This is a genomic window from Streptomyces sp. AC558_RSS880, assembly GCF_019049255.1.
Taxonomy (GTDB): domain Bacteria; phylum Actinomycetota; class Actinomycetes; order Streptomycetales; family Streptomycetaceae; genus Streptomyces.
The window spans coordinates 1-21,297 of the sequence record NZ_JAGMUJ010000159.1 but is presented as its reverse complement, the minus strand read 5'-3'; the positions used below and the strand labels follow the sequence as shown (position 1 = coordinate 21,297).

The 21,297-nt window shown below is 70.1% G+C and carries 15 protein-coding genes and 3 pseudogenes; 11 read left to right on the top strand and 7 right to left on the bottom strand.

The genetic code is table 11. From position 1 onward, the window contains the following. A partial coding sequence (locus tag KUM38_RS35215) for an IS5 family transposase (RefSeq protein ID WP_217135706.1) occupies nucleotides 1-775 on the bottom strand: 775 nt, incomplete at its 3' end. A 100-nt stretch (nucleotides 776-875) separates the two neighbouring features. Continuing rightward, the gene (locus KUM38_RS35210) at nucleotides 876-1,289 is read right to left on the bottom strand and encodes a hypothetical protein (RefSeq protein ID WP_217135705.1); all 414 of its coding nucleotides are present in this window, start codon (nucleotides 1,287-1,289) and stop codon (nucleotides 876-878) included. A 466-nt stretch (nucleotides 1,290-1,755) separates the two neighbouring features. Between KUM38_RS35210 and KUM38_RS35205 the strand changes: the two genes are divergently transcribed. Continuing rightward, nucleotides 1,756-2,523, top strand: coding sequence for a calcium-binding protein (locus KUM38_RS35205; protein ID WP_217135704.1), 768 nt, complete (start codon nucleotides 1,756-1,758; stop codon nucleotides 2,521-2,523). A 571-nt stretch (nucleotides 2,524-3,094) separates the two neighbouring features. Here the strand turns inward: KUM38_RS35205 and KUM38_RS42545 are convergent. After that, a complete protein-coding gene (locus KUM38_RS42545) occupies nucleotides 3,095-3,370 on the bottom strand; it encodes a DUF6193 family natural product biosynthesis protein (RefSeq protein ID WP_254398241.1) in 276 nt (91 codons plus the stop codon). 398 nt (nucleotides 3,371-3,768) lie between these two features. On the opposite strand from KUM38_RS42545, the gene KUM38_RS35195 reads away from it, so the two are divergent. Then, on the top strand, nucleotides 3,769-3,909 hold the full coding sequence (locus tag KUM38_RS35195; RefSeq protein ID WP_217135703.1) for a hypothetical protein: 141 nt from the start codon (nucleotides 3,769-3,771) through the stop codon (nucleotides 3,907-3,909). A gap of 24 nt (nucleotides 3,910-3,933) precedes the next feature. Here KUM38_RS35195 and KUM38_RS35190 read toward each other — a convergent pair whose 3' ends face one another. Next, nucleotides 3,934-5,526 (bottom strand): hypothetical protein, encoded by a 1,593-nt coding sequence (locus KUM38_RS35190; RefSeq protein ID WP_217135702.1) that lies wholly within the window; start codon nucleotides 5,524-5,526, stop codon nucleotides 3,934-3,936. Between the two features lie 672 nt (nucleotides 5,527-6,198). On the opposite strand from KUM38_RS35190, the gene KUM38_RS35185 reads away from it, so the two are divergent. Next, a complete protein-coding gene (locus tag KUM38_RS35185; RefSeq protein WP_217135700.1) occupies nucleotides 6,199-7,731 on the top strand; it encodes a hypothetical protein in 1,533 nt (510 codons plus the stop codon). Nucleotides 7,732-7,813: 82 nt separating this feature from the next. On the opposite strand, the gene KUM38_RS35180 is transcribed toward KUM38_RS35185, so the two are convergent. Next, nucleotides 7,814-8,356 (bottom strand): DUF1707 domain-containing protein, encoded by a 543-nt coding sequence (locus KUM38_RS35180; protein ID WP_217135698.1) that lies wholly within the window; start codon nucleotides 8,354-8,356, stop codon nucleotides 7,814-7,816. 150 nt (nucleotides 8,357-8,506) lie between these two features. Here KUM38_RS35180 and KUM38_RS35175 point away from each other — a divergent pair, with 150 nt between their 5' ends. After that, entirely contained in the window at nucleotides 8,507-8,668 is a 162-nt protein-coding gene (locus KUM38_RS35175; protein WP_217135696.1) for a hypothetical protein, read from the top strand. 312 nt (nucleotides 8,669-8,980) lie between these two features. After that, entirely contained in the window at nucleotides 8,981-9,736 is a 756-nt protein-coding gene (locus KUM38_RS35170) for a calcium-binding protein (protein WP_217135694.1), read from the top strand. On the opposite strand, the pseudogene KUM38_RS42535 reads toward KUM38_RS35170, so the two are convergent. Further along, nucleotides 9,639-10,065 (bottom strand): annotated as a pseudogene (locus KUM38_RS42535) (hypothetical protein). The gene KUM38_RS35170 and the pseudogene KUM38_RS42535 sit on opposite strands and share 98 nt — an antisense overlap. 571 nt (nucleotides 10,066-10,636) lie before the next feature. Here KUM38_RS42535 and KUM38_RS35165 point away from each other — a divergent pair. From KUM38_RS35165 to KUM38_RS35145, 5 genes and pseudogenes are all read left to right on the top strand, one after another. After that, on the top strand, nucleotides 10,637-12,877 hold the full coding sequence (locus KUM38_RS35165) for a M4 family metallopeptidase (RefSeq protein WP_308409134.1): 2,241 nt from the start codon (nucleotides 10,637-10,639) through the stop codon (nucleotides 12,875-12,877). Between the two features lie 566 nt (nucleotides 12,878-13,443). Beyond that, nucleotides 13,444-15,270: a glycoside hydrolase family 3 protein gene (locus KUM38_RS35160; protein WP_217135690.1), complete on the top strand. Its 1,827-nt coding sequence runs from the start codon at nucleotides 13,444-13,446 to the stop codon at nucleotides 15,268-15,270. Between the two features lie 620 nt (nucleotides 15,271-15,890). Next, entirely contained in the window at nucleotides 15,891-16,478 is a 588-nt protein-coding gene (locus KUM38_RS35155) for an RNA polymerase sigma factor (protein ID WP_217135687.1), read from the top strand. Nucleotides 16,479-16,483: 5 nt separating this feature from the next. Further along, the gene (locus KUM38_RS35150) at nucleotides 16,484-16,846 is read left to right on the top strand and encodes a hypothetical protein (protein WP_217135988.1); all 363 of its coding nucleotides are present in this window, start codon (nucleotides 16,484-16,486) and stop codon (nucleotides 16,844-16,846) included. 474 nt (nucleotides 16,847-17,320) lie between these two features. After that, nucleotides 17,321-20,368 (top strand): annotated as a pseudogene (locus KUM38_RS35145) (type I polyketide synthase); the annotation flags it as partial. A 104-nt stretch (nucleotides 20,369-20,472) separates the two neighbouring features. On the opposite strand, the pseudogene KUM38_RS43855 reads toward KUM38_RS35145, so the two are convergent. Next, nucleotides 20,473-20,547: pseudogene (locus KUM38_RS43855) on the bottom strand (hypothetical protein); the annotation flags it as partial. On the opposite strand from KUM38_RS43855, the gene KUM38_RS43850 reads away from it, so the two are divergent. Beyond that, on the top strand, nucleotides 20,525-21,297 hold a 773-nt coding region (locus KUM38_RS43850), incomplete at its 3' end, for a beta-ketoacyl synthase N-terminal-like domain-containing protein (RefSeq protein WP_374227123.1). The pseudogene KUM38_RS43855 and the gene KUM38_RS43850 sit on opposite strands and share 23 nt — an antisense overlap.

Below are 21,297 nucleotides of genomic sequence, written 5' to 3'. Positions count from 1 at the left end.
TCATCGCCCGGTAGACGCGGGAGGCGGAGGAGGAGGGGCGGTGCTCGTAGTCGCGTACCAGGCGCCGGTGCAGTGTCAGGATCCCGTAGGTCTGCTCGACCCTCCACCGCTTCGGCTGCGGTACGAACCCCTTGTCCTGCGGGTTGCGTTGGATGATCTCGACGTCGATGCCGAGGCCGGCGCCTTGCGTGACGACCTTGTTCTTGAAGTCCTGGTCGACCAGGACTTTGCGGACGCTTCCGCCGGCGTGCTCGGCGACCTGGTCCAGCAGGATGATGCCGGCGGCGTTGTCGTGGATGTTCGCGGCGAGGACGACCACCGCGATGACCAGGCCGAGCACGTCCACGGCAAGACCCCGCTTGCGGCCGGGCCCCCGCTTGGCCGGATCGTGGCCGCTCGTGGAGGCGGGGGCCCCGGCGGCCGCATGGACACTCTGGGTGTCCAGGACCACCAGGGTCGGGTCCTCCAATCGGCGGGCCCTCTCCCGGAGCTGGCAGCGCAGGAGTTCATGGATGACCTGGTCGGTCCCGTCGTCCCGCCAGGCGGCGAAGTAGTAGGAGGTCGCGCTCTTGGGCGGCAGGTCGTGCGGGAGACAGGCCCGCTGGCAGCCGGTCCGCCCCTGGTAGAGGACCGCGTTCACGATCTCCCGCATGTCGTAGGCGCCCTGGTGGCCGCTGACCGAGCGGTGCCGGTCCTTCCACGCGGTGATCACCGGCTCGAGCAACGACCACTGCTCGCCCGATAAGTCGCTCGGGTACGGCTTGCGTTCACTCACCCGGTCGCAGCACCAGATCACCAAGCGCGGACCGGCAGATTCTGCCCCGCCGCCACACCATCAGGCGACAGCAGATCCACTCAAAGAGTCATGAACCACGCTAAGAGTGTGATTCACCCAAGCCGGGCGTCCCAAGACGGTTGAAGCCGGCGAGGCGCGGCGAGACGACGAAGGGGAAGGATTCGCCATCGGGGGTCTGGAGAGCCGCCACGATGTCATGGTCCGGTGCACCGAATATCTCGAAGTGCTGCACGGTGCAGTGCTCCATCACCTCGCGGATGTACGGATCCGAGAGCCGCCAGTGGGCGCGGATGGCATCGGAGTCGCGGTAGAGCTGGAAGCTGTGCGCCAGCATCCGCTCCTCGTCGATGAAGACCTCGACCATGAGCTGAGGGCCGTGCTCTTGAGCGAATGCCACCGCCTGCGCGATGGCGCGCCGGAAACCGTCGAGGTGACCGTCCGTGATGCGCATGGTATTGCGGAAGAGAATGGTGCTGCTCTTTGTGGTCTCCATGCGCCGAGTGTTGCGCCTCAACCAAGGTTGAGGTCAAGGGTGCAGCCCAGCCAGGGAACCGGCGACGACACCGAGGCTGCTGATGAAGCCCTGGCGGGCCGCCTCGCGCTCTTCTCCGGCACGGAGGACCGAACAGCACCTCCCACCCGAGCCCAGCGATGAACCGAACATTAAGGTGCAAACCGGCCTCTGAGAGCGCCGAGCAGACCGTAGCGGTACAGGCTGGCCAGAGCGGTCTCCACCGCCGTCGCCGTAACGGTGATGCCGTTGGCGTCGATCACGAGGGCCGGGGCGATTGACGAGCGGGGGACGAAGGGAAGTGAGCCGGGCGGTGGTCCCGCCTCGCCCCCGTATGCCGGAATAGGAGATTCCGATTTCGGAATGAAAGATCCGTACAACTCGGTGACGTCCTCGCGGGTCTCCCCCACATCCGGACCATGATCCGGCCCCTCGTGCTGGGAGAACCATGCGCAAGCATTACGCGGCGGTCGTCACCGGCGCTCCCCTGGTCGTCCTTGCCGCCGTGGCGCCCGCCGCCCACGCCGACACGACCGTGGGAGACACCCGCGTCACGTCCATCACCTTCGCCAAGGCGACCACCGGCGTCGGCGCCACGCTCGGGGCATCGGTCAGCGTCACGCTGACCGCCACGGACGACTCCGGGATCGACAGCGTCATCGGCCCCAAGGTGGTGGGCCCCGACGGGCTGGTCATCCGTCCCACCCGCAACGAGTGCACCGCGCAGAGCGCGACCACCGTGCGGTGCGTCTACAGCTTCCCACTCTCGCCGGACGGCACGGACGCGCAGGACCTGCGGAACAGCTCGGCGGGCGCTTGGCGCTTCAAGGCCAAGGCCGTGGCCGACGACGGCGACTCCCACCACCTGTCGCCGGGCGCACCGCTCAGCATCAAGCGGCACGCCAAGCTGGTGGGCGCCCAGGCCACGCCCGAGCCGGTCGACAAGGGCGGCAAGCTCACCGTCACGGGCTGGCTCCGGCGGGCCAACTGGGACACCAACGTCTGGGACGACTACGCGGGCAAGTCCGTGGCCCTCCAGTTCCGCAAGTCCGGCACCGACACCTTCAAGACCGTCAAGACGGTCACCACCGACAGCGTCGGCAAGCTGCGCACCACGGTCACCGCGAACACCACCGGCACCTGGCGCTGGCGGTTCACCGCCAACACCATCGCCACGGGTGCGACGTCGCAGGGCGACCGGGTCGTGGTGCGATAGCCGCCGGAGGCGTCCCGGCGCAGGTGAACGGGGAGTCCGCCCAGTCCGCGAGCACCACCGGGTCGTAGAGCCCGTGCGGCCCCACCACCAGACGTACGGGTGCTGCCCATGCCCATGATCAGGTCGGGCAGCTGAGCCACGATGCCCGACTGCCTTCGGCCGGCGTGTCTCGAGTACCGCGGCTCCAACGTCGTCTCGGCGCTCACGAGTGACATCAAAAAAGTACTGACATTGGGCACTCTGAACGTCACAGAACGACTCCCGAAGCAACCGCGAAACGACTCCCCTGGAAAGTGGCACAGTCAGGCAGCAGCGACGCGACGGCGTTCCGGGCGTGGCTACCCACGCCCGGAACGCTGTTCCAAGGATGGGGCAATCGCAGTAATCGGCGCGCGAGACTCAGCCGTGGGAGGTGGGGGCACCGCACGGCCAGGAACTCCAGGCGTGTCTGGCGGGGAAGTTGGCTGTCGAGTCCCAGCGCGGTCCGGATGGGTTCGGCGGTGACGTCGCGCGGGATGTCCAGGCGTCGCTCCGCGTCGCCGATGATCTCGCCAATGATGCGAGGGGCGACCTATGGGTGATGGCCGATGAGCCAGTCCAGCATCCTGGCCACCGGAGCAGTGATGCCGTGGAAAGTCGAGTCGGCGCTGCCGTTGGATTCGTTCAGGGCTTTGCCGTGGGCGAGTTCGTCGAGGAAGGCGTGCCGGATGGTGGTGGAGAAGCGCAGCGCCCAGTGGCTCGTGAACGGGTAGAGGGCGCGCAGCGCCGGTTCGGCGTACGCTGCCTCGATCAGGGCTTGGTGCGTCTCCTGCCAGACGTACTCCAGTTCGGCCACTCCCTGGCGCATACCCTGCCACTCGGATTCCGTCAGGCGCGGGGTCGAGGTCGGGCACCTCGAACCGCCCGGTCAGGTGCACGAAGGGTGCCGCCCGGCGGATGCCGTTCAGCACCGCCCCGTCGTGCCGCGCCCTGGCGGCCTTGGCGACTTCCGCCAGATGGGGAGACGGACGTGCCATGACTCGATCCTCTCAGAGGGCGGTATGAGGCGTGATGCCCGTTTTGGCAAATCACCTATGCACTCACATACCGCCCTCTCAGACGCCCTTATGACGGGGGGACGCCGGATACCGTTCCGACCAGGTTGAAGACCTCGCGGGCGGCATATCGCTTGAGGCATCGGATGCTCTCACGTCGGGCCCTGCCCTCCTGAGTGCGGCGTTCGTGGTACGCCTGGGTGCGCGGGTCGTGGCGCAGCCGGATGAAGACGATGCGGTGCGCGAGGGCTTCGACCCCGCCGACCACCACCAGCCCGACGACATCGTCCAACTCCTCGCCCCTACCTGGGACGTCCTGATCAACGAGACCCATCCTCCCGCCGCGCGGTGAACCGTCCCGCTCCTCGCCTCCCGGTCATCCCGAGGCCAGCTGTTCCGCTATCTCACTGATCCAGCCGGCGGTCTTCGCCGGGTCGTCGAGGGTCCTCTCCCACTCGTCCTGCTCCAGCTTGTGGTCGGTGGGGCCTGCTTTGAGAGCCTTGAGGAGGGCCCTTGCGGATTCCCTCATCTCGGGCTCCGTGTCGCCGCTGCCGGTGATGTGGGGACCCGCCGCCAGGGCGTAGATCTCGCGCGCCATGGCCTGGCGTTCGCCCTTCGACACCTTCTTCCAGAACGTCAGGGCGTGCTTCAGCGATTCACCGCGGGATGCGGCCTCCTCCGGGGCCTCACCCTCCGGCGCCCAGCGCTCGGGGTGGCGTTTCTCTTCGTAGCGCTTCGTGGCGGCGCGGAGCGCCTTGTACAGGGTGACGCCGAAGACGAGAGTGGCCCCCGCCCCGGCGAGGCCCCACCCGACCGGGTTGCTCGCCAGCCCGGCCGTTCCCGCCGCGACCGCCGTCACGACGCCGGCCGCGGCCTTGGTGGATTCGCCCAAGGCGCCGCCGACCGTCTCCTTGCCGATCTTGGTGAGCTGCTTCTTCTTCGCGTACTCCTGCACCTTGGTCAGCCTTTCCGCTTCCCCCTCCTTCTTCTGCTCCGCGCGCTTGATGTCCTCGGCGGCCTCACGGGCTCCACCCATCGCCTCCCAGGCGGCGTCGATGGCCTCGGCAACGAGCTCCAGCCGTTCCTCGCCCTCGTGATCCCAGTAGGCGTCCAGCGCGACGTACGCCTCCGCCGCGGCCCATTCGGCCTGTTCCCGCGCCTCGTTCAGCCGGGCCAGTGACGCCACCTCAATGAGGTGGGGGTCTCCGAGCTCCTTCACCCTCTTGTACTTGCGGGCCGCCGCTCCGACGCGGAAGACCGCCCGCATGCCCTTGATCCCGCCGACGGAAGCGCTGGCGATACCGCTCGCCTCGGACGCCACCGCGGCGTCCGCCGCCTTCTGTATTTTGGTCACCTCCTTGGCGATGGCAGCGCTGTAGCTTCCCGAACTGGCGGCGCCGATGACCGCGTCGGTCCCCTTGATCTTGGCCTTCTTGTTCGCCGTGTGGTGCTTGGCCCCGGTCTCGTGCGTCTTGGCGTCCTTCATGTTCTTGTACGCGTCCATGCCACTGACCACGGTGCCGGCGGCCTCCGTGAGGAGGTTCCCCGACGCGGCGGAGGTTCCCGAGGCGGCGGCGGAGTGCTTGAGGCCCTCGTTGGCCGTGGCGGCGGCCTGCTGGGTGAAGCCCGCGTTGGCGGGGGTCTGGACTCCCTTGATGAAGGTGTCGATGGGCTCGAGGTTCTTCTTGAACCTGTCCAGGAGCCCGGCGATCCGGTCGCGATAGCTCTTCTTCTTCTCTCCGGCGGACGCGCCGCCGTCCTCCGGCGCCTTCCCCTTGTCCGCGCTCCTGGCACGCTGCACCGCCTCGGCCGTGGCCCGGTTGCCGGCGCCGGACTGCATCTGGAGGAGGGGGTGCCCCACCGGGTTTCCGGACGGGCTCCCGGTCCGGCTCCCTTCCTGACGCTGCCGGGCCGACGTCAGGACGGCTGCGGACTGCCGTGTCGAGGTGCGGTGGGCCGGGGTGCTCATGGACGTACCTCTCCTGCTGGCGTGCCGGGCGAGGCGAAGGTAGCCGGGCACGGCCAACGGAAGAGGTGCTGCGGGAAAACTCTTCGGGGATTCGGAGATGCTGTGAAGCACGTTGTGGGAGAACCGGTCCCGGACTTGGGGCAGCGTCGGACGAGGCGTCCTCGGATGTCACACCCCCTGGGAGCGTCCACGCCGTCCTGGCGGCGCGGGCGGCGGCGGCACTGCCGGAACCCTCGGGGTGAGGTTTCCCCGTGCTCCCGGGCACGTGATCGTTGTGCCGCGAGGGTGTGCTGATGCCGCTGCCCGGTCCCGGCCGGGGTGAGGTGGCCGAAGGTCTTGTGTGTGTGCGGGCGACGGCGGTTGCAGAAGGTCTCGACGAAGTCGAAGACCTCGGCGCGGGCGATGCGCTTGCGGTTCACCTGCCGCCCCGGACGCCGTGGTTCGGCCGCCGTCGGCGGCTGTACCGATCCGAACTGACACCCCCCGCAGGAAAACCACCTCCGCTCCCAGATCGTTGACCGGGTGACGCCGCTCCGTCGTCGCGGGCCGGCGGGCAGGGCGAGTCCGCCGGTCCCGGCCCCCGTGCCGCGTACGGTGGGTTCACCGTGCACCGCGCAGCGCTGCGGGAGGGCAGGCGGCGGGTATCGGAGACACGTCGGGAGGGAGAGCCGGATGACGCAGACCGCGGTGGACGAGCTGGGCGAGCGGGTGCCGGGGCGCTGGTGGACGGTGCGTCTGGACGCCGTCGGCCGGGGCAGTGCGGCCGTGCGCGTCACGTGCAGCCGCCCCGCCTGCGCCGAACAGCGTCTGCCGTCCGCGGCCGCCGGCCGTGCGGCCGCGGTCGCCCACCTCAAGGCCCATCTGCGCGCCGTCCCCGGCCCCAGGGCCGAGGCGTACTGCGCGTGCCGGGCCGAGGGCTGCCGCACCCATCTGCCCGACACCGGCCGCCCCGCGCGTGCCGAACCCTGGCGATGCGGCGGCCCGGTCGTCCTCGCCGTCGTCACCGACCGGGAAGGACGCCGGTGGCAGGCCATGGAGTGCTGCTCGCGGTGCGCGGCCGCCACCCCCGGAGCGAAGACCGTGGGCACCTCCCCGGCGTCCGGCCCGCAGGCCACCGTACGCCCGGCCCCCGCAACCACACGCACGGGCGTGGGCGTGCCGCAGTTCTCCGACCACCAGGCCTCCGCCGGGACGAGGGCTCCGGCTCCCCGCTCCGTACCCGCGCGGCGCCGCCCACGGCAGGCGAGGATCGCCCAGCGGGTCATCCCGCACGACCTGCGGCCCGTCGCCCTGCGGGACGAACTCACCGAACTCGGCGACCTCTTCCGCGCCTACCAGCGGCGCGAGCAACCCGACCTGGCGCTGCTCGCCGACCTCCAGGAACGCAAGGCCCGCGCCTTCACCACCTGGGCCGATGTCACCTGCGACGGCGCTCTGCGGTGGGAGGCCCGGCGTGCCGAGCAGGCCGCTGCCGCCATCCGTCTCCAGCACCAGCAGCGCACCGGCGGCATCACGGACGGCGACGGGCCGGCCGTGGCGCGGCTGCTGACCGTACCGACGCAGTGGGAGCACGCGCGCTCCGTCCTCGCGCACGTGGCCGACCACGCCCCGCTGCCCGGACCGGAAGCACGGCTGCTGGTGCTGATGCTGACCCTGCGCACCGCGCACACCGGCACCGGCAACCTCGTCGGCCAGGACGTCAACGCGCTGGGCCTGACCGATCCGCAGGACCTGGTCGAGCAGCTGACCGGCTGCGGCTGGCTGTCCCTTCCCGGCACCGTCGGCGACCTGCTCGCCTCCCGGCCGGAGAATCCCACCCCGATCACCGTCCCCTCCCTGGTGCCCCCCGAGGACGGGACGGGCCCGTTCGCGTTCGGCAGGAAGACGCGGCCCAAGCTCTCCGGCTGGGCCCAGAGAGTCGTCTCGGACAAGAAGCTCCGCAAGGCCAAGGCCGCCGCCGGCACCCGGCTGCTCGCCCTGACGCTGGCCACCCGGACCGACGCCTCGGGTCACCTCGGCCCCGGCGGCCGGGGCATCCCCCTGGACGCCCTCACCGCCCGGGTCCCGGTCGACTCCGGCGAACTGCGGGACCTGATCGACCGGCTGACCGCGGCGGACTGGCTCACCGACATCACCCTCACCGACACCCACCTCACCGGCCGGCTGACCGAACGCGTCCTCCCCCTCACCTGCCCCCTCGTCTAGTGCGGTGACCGCATGGACACCTCAGGCGTCCATGCCGCTACGGCCCCCGCGGTCGGCGGGGGCCGTAGTACCGAACGGGGCCTCAACGCCGGGCGTGGCGGATCTTCAGACGTCCGAATCCCATGGTCCCGGAGATGCGGATCGTCGGCCCGCCGGTCCGGGAACGCGGCGGGACCTTGTAGCGCAGGTCCTTCCACCCAGTGCTCAAACCCTCGACGTCGACCACCGCGTCACGAGGCACCGTGATTCTGGCCCCGCCGGTTCCGAGTTGCAGCTCGATGTCGACGACCGGATGCTCGATGATCGCCCGGGACAGATCCAGGCGCACCCTTCCATATGCCGACCCGACCTTGAGGATCCGAGGTACCCGCCATGCGCCGCGCCGCTGGATCCGTCCGCCGGCGGCGGCGATCGTCGACGTGCTTCCCGGGTGCTCCTCCGGGAGCGAGACCAGAGCCGACGCGAGCTCGCTGTGCGCCTCGGCGGTGAGCACCTGATGAAGGCGTTCGTCCAACTCCTCGTGCGAGATGAGCCCTTCGGCGTACGCCTCCCGCAGGCGTTGCACGGCCGTATCGCGGTCGTCTTCGCCGATCGGCGGCGGCGAGTTTTCCGGTAAGGAGGTCACCGTTTCACCCTACTGCCGGGCCGGTGATGCGAACCCGTCAAGGTCCATGGCGGACAACGCATCCGATGGATCGGCCGACCGCTCGTCATCATGGCCTTGATCGGGACTGTAAGTCGTCCGGCGCAACTCCCGATCAAGGAAGATGCGCCGATGACCGGTGGGAATCCGACCGAGGCCGAGACCGTCGAGTCGTCCGGGCCGGCCCCGTCGAAGCCCGTGGATGACCGGCTGATCGACGAGCTGCTCTCCCGCGCAGGCCGTGACCGCATGAGCGGTCCGGCTGCGGGTAGACGGCGCTCGACTGGGGAGTGAAACGCGAGGGCGGCGCGTACGTGCGATGTGTACGCGCCGCCCTCGCCCATGTTCCGATGCTGAGAGAGGTCGGTTCGGGGCCGGCGGCAGAAGGGCCGCTCCGGCGAGGATGACCGCTGAAGCTCGACAGCTGTCGGATCCGGCTGCCGTGCCGAATGCCATGCCGGCCCACCTCGGTACCCCTTGGTGTCGATCTTGATCGTGATAACGATCATGAACGCCTAGAATGCGGCTGCGAGGCGACTGACCTCATCCCGCTGCTCCGGTTCTCCCTGATCACGGAGAGCAGCCGGCGTTCCCTCTGGAGGTTCCATGGGCAAGCGTGCCGCCGCGACTCTGGTCGCCTCACTGACGATCACCTGCCTGAGCGCCTCGACGGCCGCGGCGGAAACCCGCCTGGGTGACACGCAGATCCTGTCCGCCTCGGTCAACGGCGGTAAGAACCTGGTCGTCGGAACCGCCGCGCAGGCGTCCTTCTCCGCAACCGTCACCGCGAGCGATCCCGAGGGCATCGACTACATCGACGCCTGGCTGTACCGGGGATCCAGCACCGCGCCCACAGGCGCTCTGGCAGCCGCCGGCACCCCCGAGTGCACAGCACTCGGCGCAACCACCACACGGTGCACCTTCGGGTTCGTCATGGGCGAAGGCTGGCTCCAGAACGCCGACGCCGGCACCTGGCGCCTCCACGTCAACGCCACCGCCCTGGACGGCGACCATCACCGCACGTCAGCGGCTTCCGTCAATGTCCAGCGAGCCTCGAAGCCGACGGCCAACGCAGCACCCGAGCCCGTGACCAAGGGCAAACCGATCACCATCACCGGCACACTCAGCCGCGTGAGCTGGAGTGACTCCACGTATCACGGCTACGCCAACCAGCCGGTACGCCTGCAGTTCCGCACACCGAGCGGAACCTACAGCACCGTCAAGACGGTGACCGCCGGCTCCGCCGGCCACCTGAAGACCACCGTCACCGCCACCCGGGACGGATACTGGCGCTACAGCTACACCGGTGACACCACCACCGCGGCGAGCAACGCACCAGGCGACTACCTCGACGTACGGTAAGAAGCACCACCGAGGGCGTCGTCACGTTGGTGTGGTGGTGGGGTCGGCAGTGGGGTGAGAGGCCGCTGAACGCGGCCGGAGACCGCTGGGCTCCGCCAACGGAGCGGAAGCCCTTCATCGCACGCTCGCGCTGCCGGGTGGGCTGATGGCTGTTCTCCGCCCGATTGCCGACGGCGCAGGCCGTTGACCCAGGCCTGCCCGAATTTCGCGCACCAGCGCCGGACGGCCTCGTGGGAGACGAGCACGCCACGCTCGAGCATCAGCTCCTCGACCTCGCGGAGCGACAGCGGGAAGCAACACGTTGACGACCTGAAAGCCCTTAGCAATATGCCTCCTCGGTTCTGATTTGCCTTCAAGTAGTTGAAGGTCGAGGAAGGCAAGTGCCGTTGGTCATTCATTCTGTTACATCTGGATGACCGGCAGGCGACATGCGGATTCGAGGGTGGCGCGAAGGTGATCCCGACTCCCTGTGGACTGCGGGCACGCCCTCCAGCGGCGCGAAGGGGGTCTGCGTGGTGAAACTTCATCGCTAAAACAGCAGGTCAGAAGCGCGCTGTGGGAAAGTGTCACCTCAAGTGGGTTTTCGTTCAAGTGCGTTGGACGCCCAGCCGATCAGTCAATGAGATTTGGACAACCGACCGTCCATCTCTGCCCGTTCACTTAATTTCTTGAAAGCATCGAGCTGTTCCAGGTGGTGCGCACCGCTGCCTGGGGCCGGTTGTGCCGGTTCACGTCCGGCATCCGGGGCACCGGCCGTCGCGCGTACGGCCGTACACAGGGAGAGCTGCAGAAGTGACTGACAGACCGTCATCATTACGACATTCTCCGATATCCGGATCTCACCCTCCTCGGGGCGCTGCCACTTCGCGCAAGCGCGCGGTGCTGACCGCGGCGCTCACCGTGGGAGCGCTCCTGCTCCCGGCCACCACGGCCGCGGGCCCGGCCGCCTTCGCCGCGGACAAGGACCGGGCGCCCCGGCAGATCGAGGCCCGGCCCGAGCCCGGGTCCGGGAGCGTCGAACTCTCCGCCGAAGAGCGGGAGAAGCTGCTCGAGTCGGCCGCCGCCGGCGGTGCCGCCACCGCCCGCCGGCTGAAGCTCGGCGACCGCGAGAAGCTCGTGCCGAGAGATGTCGTCAAGGACGCGGACGGCACCGTCCACACCCGCTACGAGCGCACCTACGCCGGGCTCCCGGTGCTCGGCGGCGACCTGGTCGTCCACCAGGACGGCGACTCCAGGACCGTCACCAAGGCCACCTCGGCGCAGATCGCCGTCGACACGACCAGGCCCACCGTCACCGTCGGCGCCGCCAGGAAGGAGGCGCTGGCAGCGGGCAAGGAGAAGGGAACCGCCGAGGCCGCCGCTCCGCAGGCTCCCCGCCAGGTCGTCTGGGCGGGCTCCGGCGAACCCGTCCTGGCCTGGGAGACCTTCGTCACCGGCGTCCAGCAGGACGGCGCCCCGAGCCGCCTCCAGGTGGTGACCGACGCCACCACCGGCGAGCAACTGCACGCCGTGGAGCAGATCCGCGCCGGTGAGGGCCGGAGCCAGTACAGCGGCCCCGTGCGGATCGGCTCGGTCCACAACGGCACCGCGTACGAGTTGACCGACCCGGCGCGCGGCAACCACCGGACCTACTCGTTCGCCCAGGACAACACGCAGAGCCTGCTCACCGACGACGACGACCACTGGGGCGACGGCACCGCCGCCCACGAGCAGACGGCTGCCGTGGACGCCACGTACGGCGCACAGAAGACGTGGGACTTCTACCAGGACCGGTTCGGCCGCAACGGCATCGCCGACGACGGGGTGGGAGCCCGCTCCCGGGTCCACTACGGCAGCGAATTCGCCAACGCCTTCTGGGACGACCTGTGCTTCTGCATGACCTACGGTGACGGCATCGGTGACGCCCGGCCCGTGACCTCCTTGGACATCGTGGCCCACGAGATGAGTCACGGCGTCACCCACGCCACCGCGAACCTGCACTACTCGGGTGAGTCGGGCGGCCTCAACGAGGCGACCAGCGACATCATGGCCGCAGCCGTGGAGTTCTACGCGGACAACCCGCTGGACACGCCGGACTACACCATGGCCGAGCTGATCGACCTGCGCGGCACCGGCCAGCCGATCCGGTACATGGACCGGCCGTCCAAGGACGCCTCCTCGAAGGGGACGTCCCAGGACTACTGGACCTCCGAGACCAGGAAGCTCGACCCCCACTTCAGCTCCGGGGTGGGCAACCACTTCTTCTACCTGCTCGCCGAAGGCAGCGGCCGGAAGACCATCAACGGCGTCATGTACGACAGCCCCACCTACGACGGCAACCCGGTCGCCGGCATCGGCATCGAGAACGCCGCCGCCATCTGGTACCGGGCCCTGACGGTCCACATGACCAGCCGCACCGACTACGCGGGGGCCCGCGCCGCCACACTCCAGGCCGCGGAGGACCTCTTCGGCATGGCCGCCGACGTGTACACGGCCGTCGGCAACGCCTGGGCCGCGGTCAACGTCGGCCCCTCGTACGTCAACAACATCGCGGCCGTCGTTCCGTCCACCCAGAAGTCCGCGGTGGGCCAACCCACCGAACTGCGGATCGACGCGGTCTCGACCCGTCCCGGCGCTCTCGGCTACGCCGCGACCGGCCTGCCCGCCGGACTGAGCATCGACACCGCCACCGGGGTCATCAGCGGAACCCCGACGGCGGCGGGCGACTTCTCCGCGGTCGTCACCGTCACGAACTCCGCCTCGGAGACCCGCGAACTGTCCTTCACCTGGTCCGTGCTGGCCTCCGGCGGGGACTTCTTCACCAATCCGGCCCGGGTCGACATCCCCAACTGGGTCACCGTCGAGTCACCCATCACCGTCACGGGGCGGACCGGCAACGCGCCCGACGACCTCAAGGTGACCGTCGACCTCGTCCACGACTTCATCGGCGGACAGGTGATCAACCTCGTCGCCGAGGACGGCACGGTGATCCTGGTGAAGGACTTCGTCTGGGACATGGGCACGGAACTCCACGCCACGTTCACCGTGGACGCGTCGGCCGTGCCCGCCAACGGCACGTGGAAGCTGCGCGTCACCGACAACACTCCCGGCATCTTCACCGTCGACCCCGGATACCTCGACGGCTGGAGCCTGACCTTCTGAGGCTCCCGTCCACCGCGGCGTGACCTCGAGGAGCCCGGTCGTCCCCCGGACGGTCGGGCTTCGCCCCGCCGCCCGCGGGCAAGGCGGCACGGTGACGTCCTGCTTCTCGGAGCGTGCCGGGGCGAGGACGTACGGATCGCGTCCGTCGGCCGGCTGTCGGTCATCTCCTTCGCCGACCGCGCCCTGCGGCACCTGTCCGTACCGGACGTCGTCCGGCTCGGCCACCGCAGCCCGACCGCCTACGAGAACGCCTTCCGGACGACACCGACCACGCCGGCCCAAGCCGCATGACCCGTGACCGGAAACCGGGGTCAAGGCCCGAAGCCGGCCACTCCACGGCCCCACCGCACAGGCCAAAGATCAAGCCAGGCGCCCCAAGATCGCGGGAAGCGGCGTGTTTCACGTGCCGGCCCGGCTCGGGGCACCCACACGCGCGGCGGGGTAGCCCTCATTTTGTCTAGACCTCTTGTCCTGCCCATGATCCGAGGGCTACGTTTCCCCCTGCTCGGAGTCTTCGCGTTTCCTTCAACTCCCTTCATGGGCAAGGCTGGAAGGAGCATGTCCGCATGCAGGACCGGAGTCTGTCCAGACGAACCGTTCTCGCCTCCGCGACCGTGATCGCCGGGACCGCGACGGGCGTCGTGGGCGTGACGGCCACCCCCGCGGTCGCGCACAAGCGCGACCACCGCCTCAAGAAGATCATCTCCCGGATGAGCATCGAGGCGAAGATCGGCCAGCTGTTCGTGCCGTACTTCTACGGTACGTCGGCGACTTCTCCCAGTCAGTTCGACCAGGACCGCAACCTCAGGGAACTCGGCGTCCGCACCGTGGCCGAGCTCATCGCCAAGTACCACATCGGCGGTGTCATCTATTTCTCCGGCTGGACGAACAACATCCAAGACCCCCGGCAGGTCGCGGACTTGACGAACGGTGTGCAGCGGGCCTCGCTCGCCCTGCCCACCCCCGTCCCGTCCCTGATCTCCATCGACCAGGAACACGGGGTCAATGTCCGCATCGGCAGCGGCGCCACCCAACTGCCGGGCGCGATGGCGCTCGGCGCGGGCCGCTCGCTCTCCGACGCGCGCACCGCCGGACGGATATCGGGCACCGAACTCGCCGCCCTGGGCATCCGTCAGAACTTCGCCCCGGTCGCCGACGTCAACGTCAATCCGGCCAACCCCATCATCAACGTCCGCTCCTTCGGCGCCGACGCCCGCGAGGTCGGTCGTATGGTGGCGGCCCAGGTGACGGGTTATCAGCAGGTCGGTGTCGCGGCCTGCGCCAAGCACTTCCCGGGCCACGGGGACACCGGGGAGGACAGCCACACCGGACTGCCCGTGATCACCCACACCCGCGAGGAGTGGGACCGCATCGACGCCCCGCCCTTCAAGGCCGCGATCGTCGCCGGCGTCGACTCGATCATGACCGCGCACCTCCAGGTCCCCGCGCTCGACCCCAGCAACGAACCGGCCACCCTGTCGCCCACGATCCTCCAGGGCGTACTGCGCGACGAACTCGGCTTCGACGGCGTGATCGTCACCGACGCCCTCAACATGCAGGGCGTGCGCACCAAGTACGGCGACGACCGCGTGCCCGTCCTCGCCCTCAAGGCCGGCGCCGACCAGCTGCTGTTCCCGCCGGACATCGACGTCGCCTACCACGGCGTCCTGGCCGCCGTCCGCAGCGGAGAGATCACCGAGGACCGGCTCGACGAGTCGGTCCTGCGCATCCTGCGGCTCAAGGAGAAGGTCGGTCTGCTCGACGGCAGCCCCTACGTCTCCCCGAAGGAGGTCGACCGGGTCGTCGGCGCCCGCGGGCACCGGCTCACCGCCGCCCGGATCGCCGAGCGCACCACCACCCTGCTGGTCAACGAGGACGGGGCGCTCCCGCTGCGCCGCGGGCAGAGGAAGCTGCTCGTGGTCGGCGCCAGCCCGGCCTTCCCGACCGACGACACCCGTACCACGGTGCCCGAGCTGGCCAAGGCGTTCGAGGAACTGGGCTACAGCACCACCCACCTCGCCACCGGCCGGGCGCCCGACGCGGCGAAGATCGACGAGGCCGTGGCCGCCGCACAGGGACGGGACGCGGTGGTGGTCACCACCGACAACGTCGGCGCCACCAGCGCCCAGCGCACCCTGGTGTCCCGGCTGCTCGCGACGGGCGTCCCCGTCGTCCACCTCGCGGTGCGCAACCCCTACGACATCGCCCACCTCGGCGGCGTCCCGGCCTCACTGGTCTCCTACTGCTGGACCGAGGTCGAACTGCGCGCCGCCGCCCGGGTGATCGCCGGCCGGGTCGAGCCGCGCGGCAAGCTGCCCGTGCCCGTCCAGCGGGCCGACGACCCGGCCGAGGTCCTCTTCCGCTCCGGGCACGGCCTGTCGTACGACGACTGACGTCCGCAGCCCCCGCACAGCCTTCGGCCCCGGTGCCCCCTGAAGGGAAGCACCGGGGCCGAAGGCGTCACCCGCCCCTTTTCGCGCCCCTCCCCGCACCCCCGTGGACCGCACCGGCTCTGGAGGGGCCGGCTGCTCCGCGAACCACCGGCGGCCCCGTCCTCGCCGGATCCGACGCTCCTGGACGGCCGTGTGCACGGTCAGCCGTCCGCACAGCCTCGAAGGGACAGGCAACGCCGAGACACCTGGGAAGGGCTTCCTGGGCGATCGGTCCCGGCCGCACGTCCCGCGCCCTTTCGAGAAGGCGGGCCGGACGGGCGGCACGGGCCGTCGTCTCCGGGGTGCCGCGGATCGCATGCCGCGGCTGCGCAGGCGGGGCGACGCACGGTCCGGAGAAAAACTTCGGCGGAAGGAGAATCCTTTCCGGACCTTCCCGCCTCTTGTCTGTGTACCGGCCGAACGGGCCGACAGAACCAGGAGGAAAACCCATGATGGTCACTGGCCTCGTCGTGATCGGAGCCCTGCTCGTGGGCGCGTGCAGCTGGCACCTCATGCGGCGCTACAAGAGCCGAGGCTGACCAACGCCTGCGCGCGGGGCGCCGCACGGGTATGACTAGCACATGAGCCAACGCTTCTCCTGGCCGGACGAGCGGCTGATCAAGGCCGCTCAGGACGGCGACGTCACTTCGCTCACCACCGTCGTCATGGAATCGCAGCCTCATGTGCGCAAGTTCGCCATCTCGCTGTGCGCCTCGCCGCAGGACGCGGAGGACGCGGCGCAGGAGGCGCTGATCATCCTGTACCGGAAGATCGGCACCCTGCGGGCCACCGGCGCGCTCGCCTCGTGGATGTTCCGGATCGTGCGCAACGAATGCCTCCGGCAGGTACGGCTGCTCGTCTCGCGGACCAACGAGGCGTCGGCCGAGCCGGAGCCGTCCGCCGAGGACGCGGTGCTGCACAGTCTGGAGGTGGAGCGGATCGCGGCCGCGGTCAGCGCCCTTCCCCGTGACCAACGGCAGGTCCTGATCATGCGGGACGTCCAGGGCCTGCCCGGCAAGACCGTTGCCCGCTCGCTCGGTCTGAGCACCGCCGCGATGAAATCGCGGCTGCACAGAGCACGCGCAGCACTGCGTCACTCACTCGCGGTGAGCGACCAGGCACCCGATCAAGCCATCGACCGACCAGCCGGAGGAGACTCACGACCGTGAACACCATCAAGCCCGTACAGGACACGAAAGGCCGGGCCACCACACGGACCGCGGCGTCCGGGCCGGACTTCTCCAGCAAGTCCGTCTCACGCCATCTGGCGCGCGGCGTCATCGGATTCGGGGTGATCGTCGGCTCGATCGCCCTGGTGCCCATCGCCGGCCCGGCCGCCCTGCTGGCGGCGCCGCTGGCCCTGATCGCCTTCCGCGGCTGCCCCACCTGCTGGATGGTCGGCCTGATGCAGACCATCTCCCGCGGCCGTCTGGAGCGTGAGTGCGTGGACGGCGTCTGCACCCTCACCAAGGCGCACCCGGCCGACAAGGCCGCGGAGGAACCGACACCGCATCAGGTCCCGGCCGCTTCCCGTTGATCAGGCCACGGCCCGCGAGCGCCCGCCCCGTCGGCGCCCGAGTGGCCGCGGCCCCGGATCTCCGGCTTCCCGGCCCGGCTCGACGCCCGCCCTCCTGTCGACCGACCTCGTGGGCTGGTGTCGCCGGGCGGGGAGGCTCCGGTCGACCGTCGGCATGGCTGGAGCGCCGAGGATTCCGGGCCCGCTTTGGCAGCGACCGCGCGACACCTGTGTTCCGCAGCGCGAAAGCGCAGATCACGGGGCCGTGATCAACCGCCCATCGCAAGTACGCGCTGTTTCCGTATGGCTAACGAGATGTTTACAAGGGACGCCGCTCACCCCGATTACCCTGCATATTGATATCGCATACCAACTCCATGCCTTAGTCATTGGTTTACGGAGCGCCAGCTCGATGCTAGGCTCCAAAACGAATCAGACTGGGCTGCCGAGTCGGCAGCGCCGTTGATTGTGCGTCACGGGGGGAGTAAGAGAACCATGATCCGCCATGCCTGGAATAGGGCGGCAGCACCGCCATCGGACAGCGTGGCAGGAAGCCCGTCGGGCGGTGCAGCGGAAAACCTGGAACAGTCGGCCCCGGGTGGCCAGTCGCAGCAGACACCCGATCAGGTCGACGACCGGGCAGTTGCCGTCGTCGGACTTTCCTGCCGCTTTCCCGGTGGAGCGAGTCCCACCGAATTCTGGGACCTGCTCAGGAACGGCCGCGACGCCATAGCGGAACCACCCGCGGATCGCGCGCACCTCGCCGCCTCGGACGACGGATCGCCGCGCCCCGGCGGTTTCCTGCCCCGTGTCGACGCCTTCGATGCCGAGTTCTTCGGCATATCCCCGCGCGAAGCCGCCGCGATGGACCCGCAGCAGCGGCTGGCGCTCGAACTCGCCTGGGAGGCACTGGAGGACGCCGGCATCGTCCCTGCCTCGCTCGCCGACACCGCCGCCGGCGTCTTCGTCGGCGCGATCGCCGACGACTACACGACCCTCACCCACGCGGCCGGTCCCGGCGCTACGTCCGCGCACACGGTGACCGGGTTGCACCGCGGCATCATCGCCAACCGGGTCTCCTACGTCCTCGGCCTGCGGGGCCCCAGCATGGTGGTCGACACCGCACAGTCCTCGTCGCTGGTAGCGGTGCAGCTGGCCTGCGAGAGCCTGCGCCGCGGCGAGTCCGTCGTGGCGCTGGCCGGCGGCGTCAACCTCAACCTCGCGCCGGAGAGCACCCAGGCCCTGGCGGCCTTCGGCAGCCTCTCGCCCGACCACCGCTGTTTCGCACTCGACGCCCGGGCGAACGGCTATGTCCGGGGTGAGGGCGGCGGTGTGGTGGCACTGAAACTCCTCAGCCGGGCCCTGGCCGACGGGGACCGCGTCCACTGCCTGCTGAACGGTGGCGCCATCGGCAGCGACGGCGCCAGCGACACCCTTCCCACTCCTCGCGGAAGAGCTCAGGAACGCGTCATACGCGACGCCTGGGAAAACGCGCGTATACCGCTGGAACAAGCACAGTACGTGGAAATCCACGGAACGGGAACCCGGGTCGGCGACCCCATAGAAGCGTCGGCCCTGGGCGCTGTTTTCGCCTCGTCCCGCACTCCGGAAAATCCGCTCAGGATAGGCTCCGTCAAGACGAACATCGGCCACCTCGAAGGGGCCGCGGGCATAGCCGGACTCATCAAGGTCATTCTCTGCCTCAAAGAGCGGGAACTCGTCCCGACCCTGAACTACCGGACCCCGAATCCGCAGATACCGTTCGACGAGCTGCGGCTCGCCGCCGTCACCGAAACCGGGCCGTGGCTGAATCCCGACGGGCCGCTCATCGCGGGTGTGACATCGGTCGGCATGGGGGGCACCAACTGTCATCTGGTGCTCAGCGAGTGGCAGGGCTATGCCACCGCGGCCGCCGAGAACAAGCCAGAACAGCCAAAGGAATCGGTCGAATCCGATTCCGTCGCCTGGGTGTTGTCCGGACGCGGTGACAAGGCGCTGCGCGCCCAGGCGGCCCGGCTGCGCGCACACCTCGCCGCGCACCAGGATTCCGGTGCCGCCGAGATCGCCCGGGCCCTCGCTCACGACCGCACCGTCTTCTCCCACCGGGCCGTCCTGGTCGGCTCCGACCGCAACGCCCTGCTGACCGCCCTCGACGCGGTCGCCGACGCCCGGGTCACCCAGGCCGTGGTCGAGGGCACCAGCCACCGGACCGTCCGCGATGCGGTGTTCGTCTTCCCCGGCCAGGGCTCTCAGTGGGCCGGCATGGCAGCGGAACTCCTCGACAGCGCACCGGCCTTCGCCCAGGTCATCGAGGACTGCGAGCGCGCGCTGCGCCCGTACCGCGACTGGTCGCTGACCGATGTGCTGCGCGAACGCCCCGGCGCGCCCGCCCTCGACCGCGACGACGTCGTGCAACCCGCTCTGTGGGCCGTGATGGTCGGGCTGGCCGCACTGTGGCGGGCGGCGGGTGTCGAACCGGCCGCGGTCGTCGGTCACTCACAGGGCGAGATCGCCGCCGCCACCGTCAGCGGCGCCCTCACCCTGGACGACGCGGCCCTGCTGATCGCCGTACGAAGCACCGCCCTCGGCGCGCTGGCCGAGCGCGGTGGCGGCATGCTCACCGTGTCGCTGCCCGCCGACCGGGTACGCGACACCCTCGCCGCATACCCGCGGTTGAGCGTGGCCGCCGTCAACTCGCCCGGCATGACCGTGGTGGCCGGTGACGGAGCCGCCCTGGACGCGCTGGCCGCCCACTACGGTGAGGACGTCCGTACCCGGCGCATCCCGGTCGCCTACGCCTCGCACAGCTCGCACGTCGACGCCGTACGCGACACGCTGCTGGCCGAGCTGGCCGGCATCGCACCGCGCACGGGGAACGTGCCGCTGCACTCCACCGTGGCCGCCGAGGCGCTGGACGGCTCCGAGCTGGACGTCGACTACTGGTACCGCAACCTGCGGGAGCCCGTGCAGTTCGAGCCCGCCGTGCGGGCACTGCTCGACGCGGGGCACGAGCTGTTCATCGAGATGAGCCCGCACCCCGTGCTGGCCCTCGCCGTCCAGCAGACCGCCGAGGCCGCGGACCTGCCGGTCGCCGCGCTGGGCACACTGCGCCGCGGGGAGGGCGGGGCGCAGCGCCTGCTGCTCGCGTTCGGCGAGGCGTTCTGCCGGGGCGCCGACGTGGACTGGTCCGCCGTGCTGCCCGCCGGCACCGCCCGCGCCGAGCTGCCGACGTACGCCTTCCAGCGGCGCCGCCACTGGATCTCCGGACAGCCCGACGGCGCCCGGCCCTCGCCGTCGGCGGGCACCGTGCCGGCGCCGCGGACAGCGGCGCTCCCGGAGGACGCCGCGGACGAACACCTGACCGAGCCGAACCGCTCGTGGACCGGCCCGGCCGCCCTGGAGCTGGTGCGGGCGCACACCGCCGCCGTGCTCGGCCACGACTCCGCCACCGAGGTCGAACCACGGCGGACCTTCAAGGAGCTGGGCATCGACTCGGCGATGGCCGTCGAGCTGCGCGACCGGCTCGTCACCGCCACCGGGCGCAGGCTCCCCACCACGGTGGTGTACGACCACCCCAGCCCCGCCGAACTGGCCGCGCTGCTCGCCGACGCGCGGCATGACGAGGCGGCCCCCGAGGCCCGTTCGGATCAGGACGATCCGATCGTGATCGTCGGCATGGGGTGCCGTTTCCCGGGTGGGGTGGACTCGCCGGAGGCGCTGTGGCAGGTCGTCGCCGAGCAGCGCGACGTGATCTCGGGTTTCCCGGCGGACCGTGGCTGGGACCTCGACGGCCTCTACCACCCCGACCCGGACCACGTGGGCACCACCTACGTGCGGCACGGCGGATTCCTCGAAGGAGCCGCGGAGTTCGACGCCGAGGTGTTCGGGATCTCGCCGCGTGAGGCGCTGGCGATGGACCCGCAGCAGCGCGTCTTCCTCGAGGTGTGCTGGGAGGCCCTGGAGCGGGCCGGCATCGCACCGGGCTCCCTGCGCGGCACCCAGACAGGAGTGTTCGCCGGGGTCATGGCCCAGGAGTACGGTCCGCGGCTGGGTGAGGCGGGTGCCGGAGCCGCCGGGTTCGGACTGACCGGAACGACGTCGAGTGTCGCCTCGGGCCGGGTCGCCTACACCCTCGGATTACAGGGCCCGGCACTGACCGTGGACACCGCGTGCTCCTCGTCACTGGTCGCACTGCACCTGGCGATACGCGCCCTGCGCTCGGGCGAATGCTCACTGGCTCTCGCCGGCGGCGTCACGGTGATGTCGACACCGGGCATCTACGTCGAGTTCTCCCGCCAGCGGGGACTCGCGCCCGACGGCCGCTGCAAATCCTTCTCCGCCGACGCCGACGGCACCGCCTGGGCCGAAGGCGCGGGCGTACTCGTCGTCGAACGCCTCTCCGACGCCCAACGCCTGGGACACCGCATACTCGCCGTCCTCGCCGGCTCCGCCGTCAACCAGGACGGCGCCTC